Source organism: Kibdelosporangium phytohabitans, assembly GCF_001302585.1.
Taxonomy (GTDB): Bacteria; Actinomycetota; Actinomycetes; order Mycobacteriales; family Pseudonocardiaceae; genus Kibdelosporangium; species Kibdelosporangium phytohabitans.
In genome coordinates, this window is the sequence record NZ_CP012752.1 from 3,272,953 (window position 1) to 3,293,772 (window position 20,820).

Consider the following 20,820-nt stretch of genomic DNA (forward strand, 5'->3'; position numbering starts at 1 on the left):
GGTACCCGGGCCTCACGATGGACTTGACCGGGTGGGGAGAAGACACCATGACTTACACCAAGCGACTGCCCAAGCCAGTTGTCGAGCAGTGGGACTGGCAGCTTCAGGGCAACTGCCGTGGCCAGGAGTCTGCGGTTTTCTTCCACCCCGACAACGAACGCGGCCCCGCGCGGCGGATGCGGCAGGCCCGCGCCAAGCAGGTGTGCCACGACTGCCCCGTTCTGATGCAGTGCAGGCAGCACGCGCTCAAGACGCGTGAGCCGTTCGGCGTCTGGGGCGGACTCGACGAGGACGAGCGCCGCGCGATCTTCTCCAACCGGCGTTCCCGGCAGCAGGAGCACCAGCCGGCCGCGTAACCACAGTACTTATCCCCGCGCATCGGGCGCGGCCCGGAATCGCCGGGTCGCGTCCGTTGTCCATTTCAGCATTCCTTCGACGATGTGCGCCCGAAGCGACAGGCCCATCACCATGGGATCGGTTCCGGGTTCCGCCAAAAGGGAATCCAGGTAACCGCGCAGTGCGTGCAGTTCGGTCCGCAGCACGTCTTCCTCGCGCGCCAGCACTCCCAGTGCGTCAGCGGGCTCCAGTGTGGACACCAGGAGCGCCCTGAGCATCGTCTCGTCCCTGACTGTCCGGTCCGGTTCGGTTTCCACCAGCCAGCGGCGTAGTTCCGCGCGTCCTTCGTCGGTCACGGAGTACGCGCGCCTGCCGCGTGGTCCTTCGGCTGCTTGCACGGCGAAGCCTGCTTCGGTCAGCTTGGCCAGTTCCCCGTACATCTGGTTGCGGCGCGCGTACCACACACCCCGCATGACCTCGTCGAACTTCTTCGCCAGGTCGTACCCGCTCTGCGGGCCGGGCAGCAGGGTGGCCAGGACGGCGTGCCGGAGGGACATGGCACAAGTTTGACCGATCGACTCTGACCGGTCAAACTTGACCTGTGAATGAGTCCCGGAAACGCACGATCCTGCTCGCCACCCTCGTCTGCGCACTGCTGGCCGCCCTCGACGGCACGGTCACCACCACGGCCATGCCCCGCATCGCCGCCACGCTGCACGGCGAGAGCGACCTGACCTGGGCGGTGACCGCCTACCTGCTGGCTTCGACGGTGACCATCCCGATCTACGGCCGCGTGGCCGACCTGTACGGCCGCAAGACACCGATGCTCACCGGCCTGGCGCTGTTCCTGATCGGCTCAGCGCTGTGCGCGGCGGCCTCGACCATGCCGTGGCTGATTGTTTTCCGTGTGGTGCAAGGAATCGGCGCGGGCGCGCTGATGACGGTGGGTATGACGCTCGTGCGTGACCTCTACCCGCCCAGCCAGGCGCGGGGCATGCTGCGGATGCAGACGCTGCTCGCGGGCATGATGGTGATCAGCTTCATCGGCGGCCCGCTGGCCGGTGGATTCGTCACCGACCACTGGGGCTGGCAGTGGATCTTCCTCGGCAACCTGCCGATCGGTCTCGCCGCCGCTGCCGTGCTGGCGCGTTTCGCACCGAGCAGCACCGTGGAACGCACCGAGACCGGGCGGTTCGACTACGCCGGTCTGGCACTGCTGAGTTCGGGAATCTCGTTCGTCCTGATCGGCGGCTGGCTGCTGCCTGCCGGGCTCCTCGCCTTGGCGGTGTTCGTTGCGGTGGAACGCAAGGCCGAGGTTCCGATCGTCCCGTTGCGACTGTTCGGCAGCCGTGGCTACAGCGCCGCGACCGCGGCCGGATTCCTGTTCACAGTCGCGATGATGCCGGCCGGGCTGTTCCTGGGTGTCTATTTCCAGCAGGTTCTCGGTTACAGCGCCACGGCGTCGGGCTGGCTGGTGCTGCCGCTGATGGGCGGCATGATCATCGGCAACCGGCTCACGGCCGCCGTCGCGATCCGCAGTGGACGGGTGCGGTCCGCGCTCGCGGCCGGTGCGGTTCTCGTGGTCGCCGGCTCGGCGCCGCTGGCGATGCTGGACAGCGGGATTCCGCTGTGGATGACGTTGACCTGCACGGCGCTGATCGGCTTCGGCGCGGCGCCGTCGATGGGCGGGATCGCCATGGTCGCCCAGACCACGGTGGACCGGCGGGACATCGGGGCCGCCACCGCGGGGCTCAACCTGGTCAAACAGTTCGGCGGCAGTACGGGGCTCGCCACCGGCCAGGCCCTGCTGGCTGCTCAACAGGTCGGCGGGACGATCGCGATCGTCGGCACGATTGGCGGACTGCTCGCCCTGGCCGCGGTACTGGCCATACCCGACGTGAACCTGCTCGCGTCGGCGCACTGACGATGGTTACTCGGGTTCGAGCATGCCGTCGCGCAGCTTCTGCAGGGTCCGCGCGAGCAGGCGGGAGACGTGCATCTGCGAGATGCCCACCTTCTCCGCGATCTGGGTCTGGGTGAGGTTGCCGAAGAACCGCAGCAACAGGATGGTCCGTTCCCGTTCCGGCAACTCCCGGACCAGCGGCAGCAGGGACTCGTGGTTCTCCACGCCCTCCATCGCCGAGTCCGGCTCGCCCAGCATCTCGCCGAGTGAGGTGTTGTCGGAGTCCTGCGTGAGCATGTCGTCCAGCGACACCGAGTGGTAGGCGTTGCCTGCCTCGAGGCCCTCGTAGACCTCGTCCTTGCTCATGCCCAGCCGGGTGGCGATCTCACTCGGGGTCGGTGCGCGGCCGAGCTGCTGCGACAACTCGTTGCCCGCCGCCGTGATGGCCAGGTGCAGTTCCTTCAGCCGGCGCGGCACGCGCACCGACCAGCTGGAGTCGCGGAAGTACCGGCGGATCTCACCCATCACGGTCGGCACGGCGAACGACAGGAAGTCCGTACCGCGTTCCGGGTCGAACCGGTCGACCGCGTTGATCAGCCCGACCGTGGCCACCTGCACCAGGTCCTCGTTCGACTCACCGCGGTGCGAGAACCGCCTGGCGATGTGCTCGGCCACCGGCAGGTGCCCGGTGACGAGCTCGTCACGTAGCTGGGTGCGGCGCGGGTCGTCCTCGGCCAGCGCTGCCAGCTCGACGAACAGGGGTGCCAGGTGTTCGTAGCTGTTCTTGGTTCTCGCTCGTGTCGTCACGCCCCACCCATCCTCGGATCAGCTGGGTGCGGACCCCGCTTGCTCAGCTCGATCAGCACCCGGTACCCACCGGGGACCTGCTCCACCCTGGTGCTGGCGCTGTCGGTCAGCGTGGTCAGCACCCGCCAGCCGAACGAGTTGGTGTCGAGCGGCAGATCATCCACAGTGGACAAAGCGGTCGCCTGCATGGCGATCGCGTCGTCGGCGACCCGGAACCGGCAGCGCAGGTCGGTGCCCGGCCACGCCGCGGCCGACAGCATCGAGCAGGCCTCGTCGACCGCCAGCTTCAGATCGGCGACGAAGTCGAGGTCGAAGTCCTCGCGCATGGCGATCGTGGCCGCGAGCGACCGGATGATCGGCAGGTAGCGCGCCTCGGCCGGAACTCTCAGCTCGATGTCACCGACGTCAACCGAACTGTCCACGAAGGACTTGTTGGCCGCAGTCATGTCACCGCCCCTCGTTTTGGTATGACAACTGGTGGGCTGGTTAACCACACGGTCGCTGCGGCAAACGCGTGTGACGGTCGGTAGCGGTAAAAATGGTGAATGGTTGAACTGCGGCCGGCGAGGGTAACTACCAGGGGTCTTGCGCCGATCATCCGGGTGAACCGCACGCCTGGGGAGGTGGACGAAGATGAGGGACGAGTGTCCGCTCGCGCAGATTCGGGCCCGCGCGAGGGCCCTGGTCGCGATGGCCCGCGACGGCGACACGACCGGACTGGTCGACGCGCTCGACCAGCTGCTCGCCGAGCAGGCCACGGGCGGGCCGGGACCGCACCAGGTCGTGGGGGAGCTCATCTCCGCCGCGGTCCAGATGGTCGAACTGCGGGCGGGCGACGTGCCCGCGCAGACCCTCTTCGCCGTCGACATCAGGGACGACTCCGATGAGGCGGTCGCGATCGACCACCTCGAGCCGCCACTGCGAGCGACCATCCGCGCCCTGCTCGCCGAGCTCAACGGCCATCCGGATGACGCCAGGTTCCAGCTGGAGCTCGCGTTGCGTGACATCGATCTGGAATCGACGCTCGAAGTGGTCGTCCACGCTCTACTGTGGACGATCGGGATGCTCGAGTGGTGCGAGGAGCAGGGCGTCGACGCCCCCGACTGGCTGAGGGGGGCGGGCCTGGCGGCCTGACGCGTACGGTTGTACCCGTGTCGGGTGATCTGACGGAGTACCGCAAGAAGCGTGACGCCGCGCGTACGCCGGAACCCGTGCCTCACGAGGCCGTGCTCCCGCACGGTGACGACGACACGTTCGTCATCCAGGAGCACCACGCCCGCCAGTTGCACTGGGACGTCCGCCTGGAACGCGGTGGTGTGCTGGTGTCGTGGGCGGTGCCCAAGGGCCTGCCGACCGATCCGAAGACCGTGCGCCTCGCGGTGCACACCGAGGACCACCCGATGGAGTACGCCACCTTCGAGGGCGTGATCCCGAAGGGTGAGTACGGCGCCGGGAAGATGACCATCTGGGACCGCGGCACGTACGAAACGCTCAAGTGGGAGGACTACGAGGTCGACGTGGTCCTGCACGGCGGCCGTGTCGACGGCCACTTCACCTTCCTCAAGCGCAGCGATGGCTGGATCGTGCGCAGGCGCGGCGCGTCGCAGGACCCGGACTGGCAGCCGCTGCCGGACGAGATGAAGCCCATGCTGGCCACGATCGGCCCGATGCCCCCGGCCGGGCAAGGCGGCAAATGGGCGTACGAGTTCAAATGGGACGGCGTCCGCGCGCTCGTCCGCGTCGAGGGCGGACGGCTGCAGATCTACAGCCGCGCGGGTAACGACGTCACGGCCAGCTACCCGGAGCTCGCCGACCTGGGCAAGCAGATGGGCAGCGCCCAGGCCTGGCTGGACGGTGAGATCGTCGCGTTCGCGGGCGGGAAACCGAGCTTCGCCGAGCTGCAGAAGCGGATGCACGTCAGCAACTCGGCACAGGCGCGCAAACTGGTCAGCCAGACCCCGGTCAGCCTGCTGCTGTTCGACCTGTTGCACTTCGAGGGCCGGTCGCTGCTGAAGTCGCCGTTCGCCGACCGCCGCGCCCTGTTGGAGAAGCTCGGCCTGAAGGGCAGCCACTGGTACACCTCGCCGTCGTATCCCGCCGCCGGTGCGGCCGTGCTGGCGGCCAGCAGGCAGCAGGGGCTGGAAGGCGTGATCGCCAAGCGGCTCGACTCGCGTTACACGCCCGGCCGGTCCCCGGCGTGGATCAAGGTCGCCGACGTGCGGCCGCAGGAGGTGGTGATCGGCGGCTGGCGGCCGGGGGAAGGCCGCCGGGAAGGCGTGCTTGGCGCGTTGCTGCTCGGGGTACCCGATGAGGGTGGCCTCAGGTTCGTCGGTTCGGTCGGAACGGGGTTCTCCGACGCGGAGTTGGAGTCGCTCACCGAACGGCTGCGTCCCCTCGGCCGCAAGACCTCACCGTTCAACGGCAAGCTCCCGCCGGAACGCGCGCGCGGCGCGAACTGGGTCGAGCCGGAGCTGGTCGGCGAGGTGGTGTTCCGGATCTGGACGACCGACGGCCGGATGCGCGCACCGGTGTGGCGTGGCCTGCGCGCGGACAAGTCACCGGACGAGGTGGAGCTCAATGGCTGACCAGCTGGTGAAGGTCGAGGACCGCACGCTCAAGCTCACGAACATGACCAAGGTGCTCTACCCGGAGACCGGCTTCACCAAGGCGCAGGTGATCGACTACTACGCCAGGATCGCGCCCGTGCTGCTGCCGCACCTGCGCGACCGCCCGGTGACGTTGCGCCGGTACCCCAACGGTGTCGACGGCCAGTCGTTCTTCGAGAAGAACGTGGCACGGCACGCACCGGAGTGGGTGCGCACCGAGCGGCTGCCGACGCCCGGCAGCAGCCAGGGCAACGAGTCACTCGACTTCGTGCTGGTCCAGGACCTGCCGACGCTGGTGTGGGTGGCCAACCTGGCCGCGCTGGAGCTGCACGTTCCACAGTGGAGAGTCGGTGTCGATCCGGACCTGCTGGTGTTCGACCTCGACCCCGGCCCGCCCGCGACCGTCGTCGAGTGCTGCCAGGTCGCGCTGTGGCTGCGCGAGGAGCTGGCCGAGGGCGGCTACGAGGCGTACCCGAAGACCAGCGGGTCCAAGGGCATGCAGCTCTACGTCCCGGTCGGCCCGGACGAGATCGACACCCTGGCGTATTCGCGCAAGCTCGCCGAGCGGCTGGCACGGGAGTACCCGCGGCAGGTCGTCGCCACGATGGCCAAGGCGCAGCGCGGCGGGAAGGTGTTCATCGACTGGAGCCAGAACCGGCCCGCCAAGACCACGATCGCGCCGTACTCGCTGCGCGCTCGGGCCCGGCCGACCGTCTCGACGCCGGTGACCTGGCAGGAAGTGGAGGAGTGCGATCACGTCGACGATCTGACCTTCACCGCGGACGAGGTCCGCGCGCGGGCCGGCGAATTGGGCGATCTGCTCGCCTATCCACGGGTGCCGGCGGAATGACCGGACGATTACGCCGGCACGAGCAGGAAACGTGTTGTCAACCCTCGCCCACATGTTCCAGCGAACGACGCGGTTGGTGGGTAGCGCACGTGGAAAACAGGGGTAATCTCCCGAACGGGGATCGGTCGGAAGGAGTGGTTCACGGTGTCCCGTCAGCGCTCTTCAGTTGTATCAGTGGGTACGACGAGACCGAGAACCCCGCCGGAGCAAAGGCGTGTGCACGCCGAGTTGCCCCGGCCCGTACTGGCACTGACCCCGGGATTGCAATTGCGCCGCGCTGTCGACACCGCGCTGGTGGAATTGCAGAAAGTCGCGCACGCCGAGCGAACCGAGGTGCTTGGCGCGATGCGCCGGGTCAACGACAACCTGCACGGCGCGCTCGCACACACCGCCGCGATCGGGGAGACTTGCATGATCGCGGCCGCGGTCCAGGCGGTGCACGCCGCCGAGGGTCACCTGGAAGCCTCCGAGCTGAGCCAGGCCAGGGTCGCGCTGACCACCGCCCGTGAACGGCTCACCCCGCCGTCTGCCAAGAAGGATCTCCCCTGAGCGAGTCGATCGACGAGAACCTGGCGGCGCTGGCAGGCGCCCACGGTGTCGCAACGTGGTACGAGGACGCCGACCAGCGCCGGGTCGAAGTGGACCGGGCCGTCGTGCTCGAGATACTCGAACAGCTCGAAGTGGACCCGTCCGCGCCCGCGAAACGACCGGGCCTGCCGGACACGATCGTCGTCCGGCAGGGCACCCGGTACGAAACCGGCCGCGGCCTGCTGCGCACCGAGGACGGCGGGCGGCTCGACGTCGCCGACCGGCTGCCCGCCGATCTCCCGCTCGGCTGGCACGTGCTGGAAGCGGGGGGCAGGCAGATCCCGCTGGCGGTGACGCCCGCCCGGCTGCCCGACGTCCCGCGCGCCTGGGGCTGGATGCTGCAGCTGTACGCGCTGCACTCGCGGGAATCGTGGGGGATGGGCGACTTCGGCGACCTCGCGGCCTTCGCGGGCGCGGCGCACGAACACGGCTCGGGCGTGCTGCTGGTCAACCCGGTGCAGGCGATCGTGCCGACCTTGCCGGTGAACCGCTCGCCCTACTCGCCGTCCAGCCGTCGCTTCGCCAATCCCTTGTACATCAAGGTCACCGACACCGACGAGTTCCGCGCGGCCGGCCCGGACACGCGGTCGGACGTGCTCGCCCTCGCACCGGGCCCGATCGGCGGCCTGATCGACTACGACGCGGTGTGGGCGGCCAAGGTGGCCGCTCTTGAACTGTTGTGGCCGGGGGAGATCCGCGACCTCGAACCGGGGCTGCGGGACTACGCGACGTTCTGCGCGCTGGCCGAGAAGCACGGCGGCGACTGGCGGGAGTGGCCGTCCGGGCTGCGGCACCCCGACAGCCCGGACGTCGTTGCCGCGCGCCGGGAACTGGCGCCGCGGGTGGCGTTCCACGCGTGGCTGCAGGAGGTGTGCGAGAAGCAGCTGGGCGCCGCACGGGCTGCCGCGAGTGGCATGTCCGTCGGCATCGTGCACGACCTGCCGGTGGGCGTGGACCCCGGCGGAGCCGACGCCTGGGCGCTGCAGGACGTGCTCGCCCCGCGCGTCACCGTCGGTGCGCCGCCGGACGCGTTCAGCCAGCAGGGCCAGGACTGGCGGCTGCCGCCGTGGCGCCCGGACAAGCTCGCGGCGGCGGGATACCAACCGTTCATCGAAGTTTTGCGAAGCGTGCTCAAGCACGGCGACGGGATCCGGGTCGACCACGTCGCCGGGCTGTGGCGGCTGTGGTGGATCCCACCGGGCCAGCCGCCGAGCCGCGGCACGTACGTGCACTACGACAGCGAGGCCATGCTGGGCATCCTCGCGCTCGAGGCCCACCGGCACTCGGCGGTCGTGGTCGGCGAGGACCTCGGCACGGTCCAGCCGCACGTCACGACCACGCTGCACGAGCGCGGCATGCTCTCCTCGGCCGTGCTCTACTTCCAGCGCGACTACGAAACCCGCGGTCACCCGTTTGTGCCCATCCGTTCGTGGGAACCCGCGTCGATGGCGAGCATCTCCACCCACGACCTGCCGACCGCGGCCGGGTTCCTCGAGGCGGAGAACGTGCGTGTCCGCGCGGAACTGGGGCTCGTCGGCGACGTGGCGAAGGAGTACGAACGGGTGGCCGCCGAACGCAGGGACATGATCGCTTTCCTGGTGGAAGAGGGAGTGCTGGAGTCGCACGACGCCACGGAAGACGAGATCCTGGTCGCCATGCATGCCGTGCTCACCCGCGCCCGCAGCGCGTTGATTCTCACATCGCCCCCCGACGCGCTCGGTGACCTGCGACAACCCAACTTGCCCGGCACGGTCGACGAGTACCCGAACTGGCGGATCCCCCTGCCGGTGCCGGTGGAGCAACTGTTCTCACAGCCCGGCGTCCGCCGGGTCGTGCACGCTCTGCAAACGAACCCTGGGTGACATCTCCAGTGCCCCTGACGGGTAGCGCGGTGACACCTTCTAGGGTCATCGCAAAGCAACACGAGGAGCGAGTGTGCGGCCCTGGCCCGGAACCCCTTACCCGCTCGGCGCCACGTACGACGGCGCCGGGACGAATTTCGCATTGTTCTCGGAGGTGGCCGAGTTCGTCGAGCTGTGCCTGATCGACGACGACGGCCGGGAGACGCGGATCAAACTGCCTGAGGTGGACGGGTTCGTGCATCACGGCTACCTGCCGACCGTCGGTCCAGGCCAGCTGTACGGCTACCGCGTGCACGGGCCGTTCGACCCGGCCAACGGCATGCGCTGCAACCCGAACAAGCTGCTGCTCGACCCGTACGCCAAGGCGGTCGCGGGCAGCAACGTCGACTGGGACGAGTCGCTGTTCGGCTACCCGTTCGGTGACCCGGACGGGCGCAACGACACCGACTCGGCCGGTCACGTGCCGACAGGTGTCGTGGTCAGCCCGTACTTCGACTGGGGCAACGACCGGCTGCCGAAGATCCCGTACAACGAGACGGTCATCTACGAGACGCACGTGCGCGGGCTCACACTGCAGCACCCGTTCGTGCCGGAGGAGATCCGCGGCACGTACGCGGGCCTGGCGCACCCGGTGATCATCGAGCACCTGAAGAAGCTCGGTGTGACCGCTGTCGAGCTGATGCCGGTGCACCAGTTCGTCACCGACCACGCCCTGTTCGAGCGCGGCATGCGCAACTACTGGGGTTACAACACGATCGGGTTCTTCGCCCCGCACTCGGCGTACTCGGCCACCGGCCGCGGCAACCAGGTGCAGGAGTTCAAGGCGATGGTCCGTGACCTGCACGAAGCGGGTATCGAGGTGATCCTCGACGTGGTCTACAACCACACCGCCGAAGGCAACCACCTCGGGCCGACGCTGTCCATGCGCGGGATCGACAACGACGCCTACTACCGGCTGGTCGACGACGAACGCAAGTTCTACATGGACTACACCGGCACCGGGAACTCGTTGAACGTCCGCAACCCGCACACCCTGCAGCTGATCATGGACTCGCTGCGGTACTGGGTGACCGAGATGCACGTGGACGGCTTCCGCTTCGACCTGGCCGCCACGCTGGCCCGCGAGTTCTACGACGTGGACCGGCTGAGCGCGTTCTTCGACATCGTCCAGCAGGACCCGGTGATCAGCCAGGTCAAGCTGATCGCCGAGCCGTGGGACGTCGGCCCCGGGGGTTACCAGGTCGGCAACTTCCCTCCCTTGTGGACGGAGTGGAACGGTCAGTTCCGGGACACCGTCAGGGACTTCTGGCGCGGTGAGCCCGCGACGCTGGGCGAGTTCGCCTCACGGATCACCGGCTCGTCGGACCTGTACCAGGACGACGGCCGCCGCCCGTTCGCGTCGATCAACTTCGTCACCGCGCACGACGGCTTCACGTTGAACGACCTGGTGTCGTACAACGACAAGCACAACGACGCCAACGGCGAGGAGAACCGGGACGGCGCCAACGACAACCGGTCGTGGAACTGCGGCGCCGAGGGCCCGACCGACGACGCCGAAGTGCTCGCGCTACGCGCCAAACAGCGCCGCAACATGCTGGCCACGTTGATGCTGTCGCAGGGCGTGCCGATGCTGCTGGCCGGTGACGAGATCGGCCGCACGCAGGGCGGCAACAACAACGCCTACTGCCAGGACAACGAGATCTCCTGGGTGGACTGGGAACGCGCGGAGGACTTCGGCGAGCTGAAGGCGTTCACCGCGGCGCTGACCAAGCTGCGGCGGGAGCACCCGGTGTTCCGGCGCCGCCGGTTCTTCGCCGGGCGCCCGATCCGCAAGGGCGACGAACTGCGTGACATCGGGTGGTTCACCCCGTCGGGCCAGGAGATGACCGAGCAGGACTGGGAGTCCGGGTTCGGCCGGTGCATCGTGGTGTTCCTCAACGGCGAGGGCATCGCCGACCTCGACCAGCGCGGCGAGCAGGTCACCGACGACTCGTTCCTGCTGTGCTTCAACGCACACCACGAGGACATCGACGTCACCCTGCCCAACGGCGACTACGCCGAGAACTGGTCGGTCGTGGTGGACACCGCCACCGGTGAGGTCGGCAACGGCCCGTCGGTCCCGGCGAAGTCCACGCTCAAGGTGCAAGCCCGTTCCCTGGTCGTGCTGCAACGAGCCGAGGAAGAAGAAGACTAGATGATCCCCAGCTCCACCTACCGCCTGCAACTCGGCCCGGCGATGACGTTCGACCAGGTCGCCGAGATCGCGGACTACCTGGCGGCACTGGGCGTCGGCGCGGTGTACGCCTCGCCGGTGCTGGCCGCGACACCGGGCTCGACGCACGGCTACGACGTGGTCGACCCGTCGATCGCCAGTCCGGCGCTCGGCGGTGAGGACGCGCGGATGCGCCTGGTCGGCGAGTTGCAGGAGTTGGAGCTGGGCCTGGTCGTCGACATCGTGCCCAACCACATGGGCATCGCGGACCCGTCCGCGAACCGGTGGTGGTGGGACGTGCTGGCCAACGGGCGGTCGTCGCGGTACGCGAAGTACTTCGACATCGACTGGGACAGCGGACCGGTCCTGGTGCCGGTGCTCGGTTCCGACGCGCTCGACGAGTTGTCCGTGGCGGACGGCGAGTTGCGTTACCACGAGCACCGGTTCCCGATCGCCGACGGCACCGCCGGCGGAACGCCGCAGCAGGTGCACGAGCGCCAGCACTACCGGCTGGTGAACTGGCGGCGCGGCAACACCGAGCTGAACTACCGGCGCTTCTTCGACATCACCACGCTCGCGGCCGTGCGGGTGGAGGACCCTGAGGTCTTCGAGGCGACGCATTCGGCTGTGCTGCGGTGGATCTCGAACCTGGAGGTCACCGGGCTGCGGATCGACCACCCGGACGGCCTGGCCAACCCGGGTGAGTACCTGCGGCGCCTCCGCTCCGCCGCGCCGTCGGCGTGGATCGTGGCCGAGAAGATCCTCGGCGCCGACGAGACGCTGCCCTCGACCTGGCCGGTGCACGGGACAACGGGTTACGACGCGCTCCGCCTGGTGTGCGGGCTGTTCATCGACCCGGCCGGTGAACCGGCGTTCTCGGAGCTGGCGGGAAACCAGGACCTGCACGCGATGGAGGCCGACCGCAAGCGCTGGGTCGCCGAGCACCTGCTGCGGGCCGAGGTGCGCCGGATCTCCCGGCTGGGCGTGCCGGAACAGGCCGTCATCGACTTCCTGCCGCGGTTCGGCGTCTACCGGTCGTACGTGGCCGACGGCATCGCCGAGAACCTGCCGTCCGGTGGGATCGGCGAGCGGATGATGGCGGACCCGCCGGGCGAGCTGACGTCCCGGATCGAGCAGACGGCCGCGATGGTGATGGCCAAGGGCGTCGAGGACACCACGTTCTACCGCTACAACCGGTTCGTGGCGTTGAACGAGGTCGGCAGCGACCCCGGCAGGTTCGGCGTGCCGGTCGCGGAGTTCCACGCCAAGGTGGCCGCGGCGACCGGGACCGGCATGACCGCGCTGTCCACACACGACACCAAGCGGTCCGAGGACGTCCGCGCCCGGCTCGCCGTGCTGTCCGAGCTGCCCGGCGAGTTCGCCGAGAAGGTGCGGTTGTGGACGGCCAAGGCCGGGTTGTCCGAGCCGACGCTGAACCTGTTGGCGTGGCAGACGATCGTCGGCGCGTGGCCGATCAGCGCGGACAGGCTCGCGGGCTACCTGGAGAAGGCCTCGCGCGAAGCCAAGATCGCCACCAGCTGGACCGACCGCAACGACGAGTTCGACGCCGAGGTGGCCGCGTGGCCGGACCGCGTGCTCGCCGAACTGGGTGGCGAGATCGAGGAGTTCGTCGGCCGCGTCCGCGGTCCCGGCTGGTCGAACTCGTTGGGGCAGAAGCTCCTGCAGCTGGCGATGCCGGGCGTGCCCGACGTCTACCAGGGCACCGAGCTGTGGGACTACTCGCTGGTCGACCCGGACAACCGGCGGCCGGTGGACTTCGAGCTGCGCCGGGAGATCCTGGCGGGGATCGAGGACGCGCCACCGCCGATCGACGAGTCCGGCGCGGCCAAACTCCACGTCGTCTCCCGCACGCTGCGGCTGCGCTGGGAACGTCCGGAGCTGTTCACCGGCTACGCGCCGATCGAAGCCACTGGGCCGGCCGCTGAGCACCTGGTCGGTTTCTCGCGCAACGGCCTGATCGCGGTGGCGACGCGCCTGCCCGTGGGGCTGGAGCGGTCCGGCGGCTGGCGTGACACAACCCTGACCCTGCAAGGCGACTGGACCGACGCCCTCGTGAGTGTTTCGGCCGGTTCTAACCGGCCGAAACACTCACGAGAGGTGCTGGTGTCCGAGTTGTTCTCCCGGTACCCGGTGGCGCTTCTGGTTCGGAGTGGCGAGTGACCTTCTCGGTGTGGGCGCCCGGCAAGTCGCGGGTGCGGGTGCGTGTCGACGGCGAATTCCACCCGATGACCGAGGAGTCCGGCGGCTGGTGGCGCGCGGGCGTCACGGGCACGGACTACTCGTTCTTCGTGGACGACGACGAGACACCGCTGCCCGATCCGCGTTCATCGCGCCAGCCCGAAGGCGTTTTCGGCCCGTCGCGGGTGTACGACCACAGCGCCTTCTCGTGGGGCGACCACGCGTGGACTGGGCGCGCGTTGCCTGGCAGCGTGCTCTACGAGCTGCACATCGGGACGTTCACGCCGGAAGGCACGTTCGACTCGGCCAGCGCGAAACTCGACCACCTGGTGGACCTCGGCGTCGACTTCGTCGAGGTGATGCCCGTGAACTCCTTCGACGGCCCAGTGGGCTGGGGTTACGACGGTGTCCTGTGGGGCGCCGTGCACGAGCCGTACGGCGGTCCCGACGGGTTCAAACGGTTCGTCGACGCGGCGCACGCCCGTGGGCTCGGCGTCGTCCTCGACGTCGTCTACAACCACATGGGGCCGTCCGGCGCGTTCCTCGACCGTTTCGGGCCGTACTTCGCCGGGCGCAACCTGTGGGGCCCGGCGTTGAACGTCACCGGGGCCGGTTCGGACGAGGTCCGCCGTTACGTGCTGGACAACGCGCTGATGTGGTTCCGGGATTTCCACGTCGACGCGCTGCGCCTGGACGCCGTCCACGCCATTCTGGACACTCGCGCCACCCATCTGCTGGAGGAGATGGCGCAGGAGGTCGACGCGTTGTCGGCGGGATTGCGCCGCCCGCTTTCGCTCATCGCCGAGTCCGACCTGAACGACCCGCGGCACGTCACACCCCGTGCGGCAGGCGGGTATGGCCTGGCGGCGCAGTGGTGTGACGATCTGCACCACGCGTTGCACGTGTTCCTGACCGGCGAGACCCACGGCTACTACAAGGATTTCGGCGCGCCGAACGCGTTGAAGACCGCGCTGGAGAACGCTTTCTTCCACGCGGGCACGTGGTCGTCGTTCCGTGACCGCACCCACGGCCGCCCGGTTGACAAGGCGGTCACGCCGGGCCACCGGTTCCTGTGTTTCCTGCAGAACCACGACCAGATCGGCAACCGCGCGCAGGGCGACCGCATGTCCGCGACCGTGTCGCCGGGTGTGCTGCTGTGCGGCGCCGCGATCATGTTCTGTTCTCCGTACACGCCCATGGTTTTCATGGGGGAGGAGTGGGCGGCGTCGACGCCGTGGCAGTTCTTCGCGTCCTTCCCGGACCCGGAACTCGCCGAGGCCGTCCGGACGGGCCGCCGCCGCGAGTTCGCCGAGCACGGCTGGGGTGAGTCCGAGGTCCCCGACCCGATGGACCCGGCGACAGCTGTGCGTTCCCGGCTCGACTGGTCCGAAGTGGACCAATCGGCGCACGCGTCCGTGCTGGACACCTACAAGGCGCTCATCGCGTTGCGCCGCAAGCACCCCGAGCTGTCCGACCCTCGGCTGGACGCGTTCTCGGTCGAGCAGGACGACCGGGTCGTGGTGCTGCACCGCGGCCGGATCCAGCTGGTCTGCAACCTGGGTGCGACGGACGTGACGCGTCCGGCGGGCGAGGTGCTGCTCGCGTCGCCGGGGGTTGCCGACCTCGTGGTCCCGCCGGAGAACTTCGCCATCATCCGTCGCTGACGAAGCCCGCCCCACCAGGTAGCCGACGTGTAGTGTCAGATGTAGTAGGTCTGCTACATTCTGGCGGAGACGTTGGACGGGAGGGGGCGTGATGGACGACGACCTCGTACTCGACATCCGCGACTTACGGATGCGATACGGCACGAACGACGTGCTGAAGGGCGTCACTTTCCAGGCGCGCAAGGGGGAAGTGCTGGCCTTGCTCGGGCCGAACGGAGCGGGCAAGACCACGACGATCGAGATCCTCGAAGGGTTCCGGATGCGGTCCGCCGGTGAGGTCTCGGTACTGGGGGAGGACCCCGCGCACGCCGACGAGACGTGGCGCGCGCGGCTGGGGGTGGTCCTCCAGTCGTGGCGGGACCACGCGAAATGGCGTGTCCGTGACCTGCTGGGGCACCTGGCCACGTACTACGAGCCCTACCGCAAGCCGTGGGACACGGACGAGCTGATCAGCGTGGTGGGCCTGACCGAGCACGCCACCAAGCGGGTCCGGCAGCTCTCAGGTGGGCAGCGGCGCAGGCTCGACGTGGCGATCGGCATCGTCGGCCGCCCTGACCTGCTGTTCCTCGACGAACCGACGGTCGGGTTCGACCCGGCGGCCCGGCGGGACTTCCACGACCTGGTGCACCGGCTGGCCGACGACGAGGAGACCACGATCCTGCTGACCACGCACGACCTGGCCGAGGCGGAGAAACTGGCCGACCGGATCCTGATCCTCGCGGGCGGCGCGGTGATCGCCGACGGCTCGGCCGACCAGCTCTCGCTGCGGATGGCCACCGAGACCGAGGTGAAGTGGACGCTGCACGGCCAGCGGTACGTGCATTCGACGCGTGAGGCGACCAGGTTCGTGCACGACCTGTTCAAGCAGCACGGCGACGACATCGGCGGCCTCGAAGTGCGCCGGGGGAGCCTGGAGGACACGTACATGGCGATGGTGGTGGCTTTCGAGTCCGGTCAGTACGAGTCCGCGGAGCGCGAGCTCGTGGAGGTGGCGCGATGACGGCGCCACTCGTGGCAGCGGCCCGGTCGGGGGCGCGGCGTGGTGTGTTCGAGTTCCAGCAGTCGTTCATCACCGCGACGGACATCTTCGCGCTGATCTTCCCGAACGTGATCCTGCTGACCGTGATGATCTTCATGCGGGGCTCGACGGTCGGCACCACGGGCTTCTCGCTCGGCACGATGTCGCTGAGCAGCGTCATCGGCATGAGCGTCGCCTTCAACGGCATGATGACCGTGATGCAGCACCTGGCCGTCGAACGCGAGGACGGCACACTGCTGCGGGCGAAAGCCATCCCCAACGGGATGTTCGGCTACCTGGTGGGCAAGATCGTCCTGATCGCGGGCCTGACAGTCGTGACCCTGGCGATGATCCTGGTGCCCGGCCTGGTGTTGTTCGACGGGATCGCACTGAACACCGCGGGGGCGTGGCTGACGCTGGCGTGGGTGCTGGTGCTCGGGCTGGTGGCGACGATGCCGATCGGCGCGATCCTGGGGTCGATGTTCGAGAACCCGCGCACATCGGGACTGATGATGCTGCCGGTGATGGGACTGGTGGCGGTGTCGGGCATCTTCACGCCGCTGAGCGAAGCGCCGCAGTGGATGCAGCTGGTCGGCCAGGTGTTCCCGATCTACTGGCTCGGGCTGGGGATGCGCTCGGCTATGCTGCCCGACGGCCTGGCAGTGGTGGAGATCGGCGGTTCATGGCGGCACTGGGAAACCGTCGGTGTGCTCGGCCTGTGGGCGGTGATCGGACTGGTGCTCGCGCCGGCGGTGCTGCGCAGGATGGCGCGCAGGGAGTCCGGCGCGGCGATGGCCGAACGCAGGGAGAAGGCACTGCAGAGGGTCAACTGATGAGCGGCCCGACCGGCACGGCCCCCTGCGGCACGAGCGCGCGGATCGGGGAGAAGACATGAGCGGCGAGGCCATCTACAACCGCATCGCGATGCTCCGGGCGGAACGCGGCATCTCCCGCCGCCAACTCGCCGACGCACTGGGCGTGCACTACCAAACCGTCGGCTACCTCGAACGCGGCGAGTACAGCCCCAGCCTCTTCCTGGCGCTGAAGATCGCCGAACACTTCGAGGTGGCCGTCGAGGTGGTCTTCTCCACCGCACCCTTCCCCCGGATCGGCGCGGAAAAGGCCGGTTGAGCGTCAGCTGGTGGCACGGTGACGCGCCAGCAGCTCCATGGCCAGGGCGATCGCCGCCGCGGCGTTCGGGACCAGGAATGTCGGGCGAGGCGCTGACCGCGCATCGGTGCCAGCGCCTTGCCGTCGATGCGTGGTTTCCAGCGGTCAGGATGGTCCGGTGACGTGCGCCGGACCTCCTGCGGGGTTGCGGCGTGCTCCCAGCCCAGCCGGAACGGTCACCCGGCGGTGGCCGCGATCCGTTGCTCCTCCCGTGGCCACGAAGGGTCGTTGATCAGCAGGAGCAGGTAGATCTCCGGCCGCATGGCAAGCAGGTTGATCGACACACCTGTGTACGACAACTCCGCGGTCGCCCGATCCGCCAGCGCCTCCTCGAGCCGTAGCACTTCGGGCTCATCTTTCGAGCGGGGCGACCGGAACATGCCCTGAAGGTGCTCGAGCGGCTCGATGACGCCAAATGAGGGTCTGGGAATGCGCGCGGGTGATTTCGCTTGAGGTAGGCTTTAGCTAGCGTCCAACCTTGAGAGTGATCCTGCTCACGCGCCTGACGTGTCGGCTTGACAGGATCCAGCAATAAACAGGGCGTGGATCAGCCCTGCTCAGGGCTACAATCGGGAATGAACCTGACCTGATCGAGTGAAGTCGGCGCGCTCGGCGTCATGCGGCCATGTGTCGATCGTCGCACACGTGGAATACCCAGTGGACAGGTACCGTTGAACGCTGCGTAACCGGTAACTCCGGGGACATCGTTCGCACCTCGCTCGCCGACCGCGGCGGCGCGGGGAAGACCTGCGCGCCCTGAAAGGGGGAGACCATGTCCGTCGAGACGACCAAGGCCGTATCACGCCTTCGCGAAGACGCCGATCTGGTTGGATACTACCTGGCCGAGGTCGGAGCGACACCACTGCTCACCGCTCAGCAGGAAGTGGAGATCTCCAAGCGTATCGAAGCGGGACTCTACGCCACCGAGTTGCTCCGTCGCCACGCCGAGGGCGAGGAAATCGCACACGACCCGGCCGAGCTGAAGATCATCGCCAGGGAGGGTGTCCGGGCCAAGGACCACATGATCCGCGCCAACCTGCGCCTCGTGGTCTCGCAGGCCCGCAAGCGCTCGCAGGCCGGGCTGCCGATGCTGGACGTCATCCAGGAGGGCAACCTCGGGCTGATCCGCGCTGTCGAGAAGTTCGACTACTCGAAGGGCTTCAAGTTCTCCACGTACGCGATGGCCTGGATCAAGCAGGCGATCGGCCGCGGCCTCGCCGAGCAGACCCGCACGGTCCGGCTGCCGGTGCACGTCGTGGAGGAGCTGGCGAAGTTCCGCCGGGTCGAGCGCAAGCTGGAGACCAAGCTCAACCGCGATCCCACGCCGCAGGAGCTGGCCGAGGAGGTCGGCACCACCGCCGAGCGCATCGTGGAGCTGCGTCGCGCCGGTCGCGACGCGGTCAGCCTCGACACCCCTGTCGGTGAGGACGGCGACTCCAAGATCGCTGACCTCGTCCCCGACATGGAGGCGGAGAACGCGGCCGAGATCCTCGAGCGCGAGGAGCTCTACGGCGAGCTGCGCAAGCAGATCGCGACGCTCCCGCAGCGCGAGGCGTTGATCATCTCGCTGCGCTACGGCCTGCACGACGGCCACGAGTACACGCTGCAGCAGGTGGCCGAGCGGATCGGTCTCACCCGTGAGCGCATCCGGCAGCTGGAGAAGCACGCCCTCGCCGAACTGCGGCACCCGAGCCGCAACCAGAACCTGCTGGCTCTGGCAGGCTGAAACCCGTAGCACCCGCCCAGGCCCCGGTCACCGCCGACCGGGGCTTCAGTGTGCCAACTGGGCCAGCACTTCGGTGAAGGCCTTCTTGTCCACCGTGAGCGGGTCCGCTGCCAGCCAGGCGCCGATGTCCCTGACGAAGTCGGCCGGGACCATCGGCGGGATCACCGCACCGGTCTGGTCGGTGGTGATGTCGCCCGGCCTGGTGGGGTACAGCAACAGCACGCCGCGCACCTCCAAATCCGGCCACAGGGCGCGGAACTCGGCGATCTGGTCGGCCAGCTGGATCGATCCGCCGCGGAACGGGTGGTCGTTGCGCCACACCTCGCCGTCCTCGTCGACGTCGTAGTGGCCGGGCAGCCACATCTTCGACTCGATCAGCACGAGCCTGCGCCCGCACAGCACCGCGTGGTCCACGTCCGCGAACACCGAGCCCGGTTCGGCGATGCCGTGGAAGATCCGGGCGGCCGGCAGCCGCGTCAGGTACGTGGCCAGCAGGTTCGCTGTCAGGCGTTCGGCCCGGTGGTCCGTGCCGACGCCGGGTGCGCCGAAGATCTGCTCCGCGCCGAACCGCGCGAGGAACGCCCGGTTCGCCGTGCGCACGTCGAGGTGCCGCCGCACGGACTTGAACAGCGCCGATCCGGAGGCCGCCAAGGCGAGCAGCCAGATCACCAGCAGCGGCACCGGCGGCGCCACCAGCACCAATGCCAGCAACAGGATCACCCAGGTCGCGACCGCGGCCGCCAGCACCGGTGGCTCGGGCCGGACCGGCGGCGACATCACGGCCTCCGTGGTGGTCACGGTGTGCCACCACGGAATCGTTTCCGCCGGGATCTCCGCCTGCGCGGGAACGTAGTCCGGGTCGTCACGCACGATCTTGCGGGCGACGCGCCGGACCGGCGCCGGAGCGGGCTCCTCGGGTTCGTCCTCGTCGTCGTCGCTGTCGTAGCAGGCACGGCGTTGCGGGTCCGACAGCGTCTCGTACGCCTCGCGGAGCAGCCGGAACGTTCCCGCTGTGCCGCCCGCGTCCGGGTGCATGACCTTGGCGAGTGCGCGGTACGCCGATCTGATCTCGCCGGCTGTGGCGTTCTCGTCCACGCCAAGCAGTTCGTAGTAGTCGACGTGCTGCACGCGGACACGATATTCGGTCGCCGCCGCACACAGCGAAACGGGCCGTGCGCCGAGCGCGAAACCGGGTCTTGTAAGAGAATCCGATCAAGCCGTCGGTGTCATCGCGGTTCGCCGTGCGCCCGTGACTCGTCGGACGCGTCCCTGAGCTGCTGGACGTGCGCGGTGAGCTGTTCGATCCGGTCGACCAGCGCCGGTTGGCTGTGACGCAAGCGTTCTCGCGCCGCGGCCAGGGGCGCGAGCAACGCGGTCGGGTCGTCCTTGGCGAGCGCCGCGGTGAGTTTGCGCTGCTGCGGCCCGGGCAAACCGATGACCTGACCGGCGAGTTGACGCAGCACAGCGGCGTTCTCGCGGGCCCACTCGCTGACCGCGCGGTCGGCCGCGCGCTGGTCGCGCACTTCGCGTACCCGTTGCTCGGCAACGGTTGTACCCGACGGCAGCGGGCTGAGCCTGAGATAACGGCGTTCGGCGGCCTGTCTGCTGGCCAGGCCGAGCGCGGGGGCGATCGCCGCCCAGCTCGTGCCCAGTCCGCGGGCCGCGGTGATGAGCTCCGGCTCCCACCTGGCCAGGTCCTCGCGCAGGCGGCGCAGGACGACCAACGCGGCGAGCAGTTCGGTCGACGTGGGTTTGTCGCCACCTTCGGCCACGCCCTGGAGCAGGTTCATCGCGTCGGCCGCGGCTGAGGCGCCCGTGTTCCACCCGTTGTCGCCCAACAGGCGCCGCGCGTCGTCGTAGCCGTCCATGATGTCATCAT

The 20,820-nt window shown here is 68.8% G+C and carries 20 protein-coding genes; 14 read left to right on the forward strand and 6 right to left on the reverse strand.

The features are described 5' to 3' along the window. Window positions 1-47 precede the first annotated feature (47 nt). Window positions 48-356, forward strand: a complete 309-nt coding sequence (locus AOZ06_RS15200) for a WhiB family transcriptional regulator (protein ID WP_054296664.1) — start codon at window positions 48-50, stop codon at window positions 354-356. Window positions 357-365: 9 nt separating this feature from the next. Here AOZ06_RS15200 and AOZ06_RS15205 read toward each other — a convergent pair whose 3' ends face one another. Continuing rightward, window positions 366-893 carry a PadR family transcriptional regulator gene (locus AOZ06_RS15205; protein ID WP_054289991.1) on the reverse strand — a complete coding sequence of 176 codons (528 nt, stop codon included), beginning with the start codon at window positions 891-893 and terminating at the stop codon, window positions 366-368. Between the two features lie 44 nt (window positions 894-937). Between AOZ06_RS15205 and AOZ06_RS15210 the strand changes: the two genes are divergently transcribed. After that, complete coding sequence (locus tag AOZ06_RS15210; protein ID WP_054289992.1) at window positions 938-2,260, forward strand: MFS transporter; 1,323 nt, start codon at window positions 938-940, stop codon at window positions 2,258-2,260. 6 nt (window positions 2,261-2,266) lie between these two features. On the opposite strand, the gene AOZ06_RS15215 is transcribed toward AOZ06_RS15210, so the two are convergent. Together AOZ06_RS15215 and AOZ06_RS15220 are read right to left on the reverse strand one after the other, a co-directional pair. Further along, on the reverse strand, window positions 2,267-3,046 hold the full coding sequence (locus tag AOZ06_RS15215) for a SigB/SigF/SigG family RNA polymerase sigma factor (RefSeq protein WP_054289993.1): 780 nt from the start codon (window positions 3,044-3,046) through the stop codon (window positions 2,267-2,269). Next, window positions 3,043-3,492 carry an ATP-binding protein gene (locus AOZ06_RS15220; RefSeq protein WP_054289994.1) on the reverse strand — a complete coding sequence of 150 codons (450 nt, stop codon included), beginning with the start codon at window positions 3,490-3,492 and terminating at the stop codon, window positions 3,043-3,045. The genes AOZ06_RS15215 and AOZ06_RS15220 overlap by 4 nt, the downstream gene beginning before the upstream one ends. A 187-nt stretch (window positions 3,493-3,679) precedes the next feature. On the opposite strand from AOZ06_RS15220, the gene AOZ06_RS15225 reads away from it, so the two are divergent. From AOZ06_RS15225 to AOZ06_RS15275, 11 genes are all read left to right on the forward strand, one after another. Beyond that, window positions 3,680-4,180: a hypothetical protein gene (locus AOZ06_RS15225; protein WP_054289995.1), complete on the forward strand. Its 501-nt coding sequence runs from the start codon at window positions 3,680-3,682 to the stop codon at window positions 4,178-4,180. Between the two features lie 17 nt (window positions 4,181-4,197). Further along, window positions 4,198-5,631, forward strand: a complete 1,434-nt coding sequence (gene ligD / locus AOZ06_RS15230; protein WP_054289996.1) for a non-homologous end-joining DNA ligase — start codon at window positions 4,198-4,200, stop codon at window positions 5,629-5,631. Then, on the forward strand, window positions 5,624-6,502 hold the full coding sequence (ligD, locus tag AOZ06_RS15235; RefSeq protein WP_054289997.1) for a non-homologous end-joining DNA ligase: 879 nt from the start codon (window positions 5,624-5,626) through the stop codon (window positions 6,500-6,502). Before ligD (AOZ06_RS15230) ends, ligD (AOZ06_RS15235) begins: the two co-directional genes overlap by 8 nt. Window positions 6,503-6,676: 174 nt before the next feature. After that, window positions 6,677-7,051 (forward strand): hypothetical protein, encoded by a 375-nt coding sequence (locus AOZ06_RS15240; RefSeq protein ID WP_157233027.1) that lies wholly within the window; start codon window positions 6,677-6,679, stop codon window positions 7,049-7,051. An 8-nt stretch (window positions 7,052-7,059) separates the two neighbouring features. Next, the gene (gene malQ / locus AOZ06_RS15245) at window positions 7,060-8,952 is read left to right on the forward strand and encodes a 4-alpha-glucanotransferase (protein WP_054289999.1); all 1,893 of its coding nucleotides are present in this window, start codon (window positions 7,060-7,062) and stop codon (window positions 8,950-8,952) included. A gap of 73 nt (window positions 8,953-9,025) precedes the next feature. Then, window positions 9,026-11,146, forward strand: coding sequence for a glycogen debranching protein GlgX (gene glgX, locus AOZ06_RS15250; protein WP_054290000.1), 2,121 nt, complete (start codon window positions 9,026-9,028; stop codon window positions 11,144-11,146). Then, window positions 11,147-13,345, forward strand: a complete 2,199-nt coding sequence (locus AOZ06_RS15255) for a malto-oligosyltrehalose synthase (RefSeq protein WP_054290001.1) — start codon at window positions 11,147-11,149, stop codon at window positions 13,343-13,345. It abuts the gene before it with no gap. After that, on the forward strand, window positions 13,342-15,027 hold the full coding sequence (treZ, locus tag AOZ06_RS15260) for a malto-oligosyltrehalose trehalohydrolase (protein WP_054290002.1): 1,686 nt from the start codon (window positions 13,342-13,344) through the stop codon (window positions 15,025-15,027). Before AOZ06_RS15255 ends, treZ begins: the two co-directional genes overlap by 4 nt. A 91-nt stretch (window positions 15,028-15,118) precedes the next feature. Continuing rightward, complete coding sequence (locus tag AOZ06_RS15265; RefSeq protein WP_054290003.1) at window positions 15,119-16,027, forward strand: ABC transporter ATP-binding protein; 909 nt, start codon at window positions 15,119-15,121, stop codon at window positions 16,025-16,027. Then, window positions 16,024-16,878 carry an ABC transporter permease gene (locus AOZ06_RS15270; RefSeq protein WP_054290004.1) on the forward strand — a complete coding sequence of 285 codons (855 nt, stop codon included), beginning with the start codon at window positions 16,024-16,026 and terminating at the stop codon, window positions 16,876-16,878. The genes AOZ06_RS15265 and AOZ06_RS15270 overlap by 4 nt, the downstream gene beginning before the upstream one ends. A gap of 58 nt (window positions 16,879-16,936) precedes the next feature. Beyond that, window positions 16,937-17,176: a helix-turn-helix transcriptional regulator gene (locus tag AOZ06_RS15275; protein ID WP_054290005.1), complete on the forward strand. Its 240-nt coding sequence runs from the start codon at window positions 16,937-16,939 to the stop codon at window positions 17,174-17,176. Window positions 17,177-17,391: 215 nt separating this feature from the next. Here AOZ06_RS15275 and AOZ06_RS15280 read toward each other — a convergent pair whose 3' ends face one another. Beyond that, entirely contained in the window at window positions 17,392-17,559 is a 168-nt protein-coding gene (locus tag AOZ06_RS15280) for a hypothetical protein (protein ID WP_157233028.1), read from the reverse strand. Window positions 17,560-17,987: 428 nt separating this feature from the next. Here AOZ06_RS15280 and AOZ06_RS15285 point away from each other — a divergent pair, with 428 nt between their 5' ends. Continuing rightward, complete coding sequence (locus AOZ06_RS15285; RefSeq protein ID WP_054290007.1) at window positions 17,988-18,941, forward strand: sigma-70 family RNA polymerase sigma factor; 954 nt, start codon at window positions 17,988-17,990, stop codon at window positions 18,939-18,941. 45 nt (window positions 18,942-18,986) lie between these two features. Here AOZ06_RS15285 and AOZ06_RS15290 read toward each other — a convergent pair whose 3' ends face one another. Beyond that, entirely contained in the window at window positions 18,987-20,069 is a 1,083-nt protein-coding gene (locus AOZ06_RS15290; protein WP_054290008.1) for a J domain-containing protein, read from the reverse strand. A 98-nt stretch (window positions 20,070-20,167) separates the two neighbouring features. Beyond that, on the reverse strand, window positions 20,168-20,809 hold the full coding sequence (locus tag AOZ06_RS15295) for a hypothetical protein (protein ID WP_054290009.1): 642 nt from the start codon (window positions 20,807-20,809) through the stop codon (window positions 20,168-20,170). Between the last annotated feature and the right edge of the window lie 11 nt (window positions 20,810-20,820).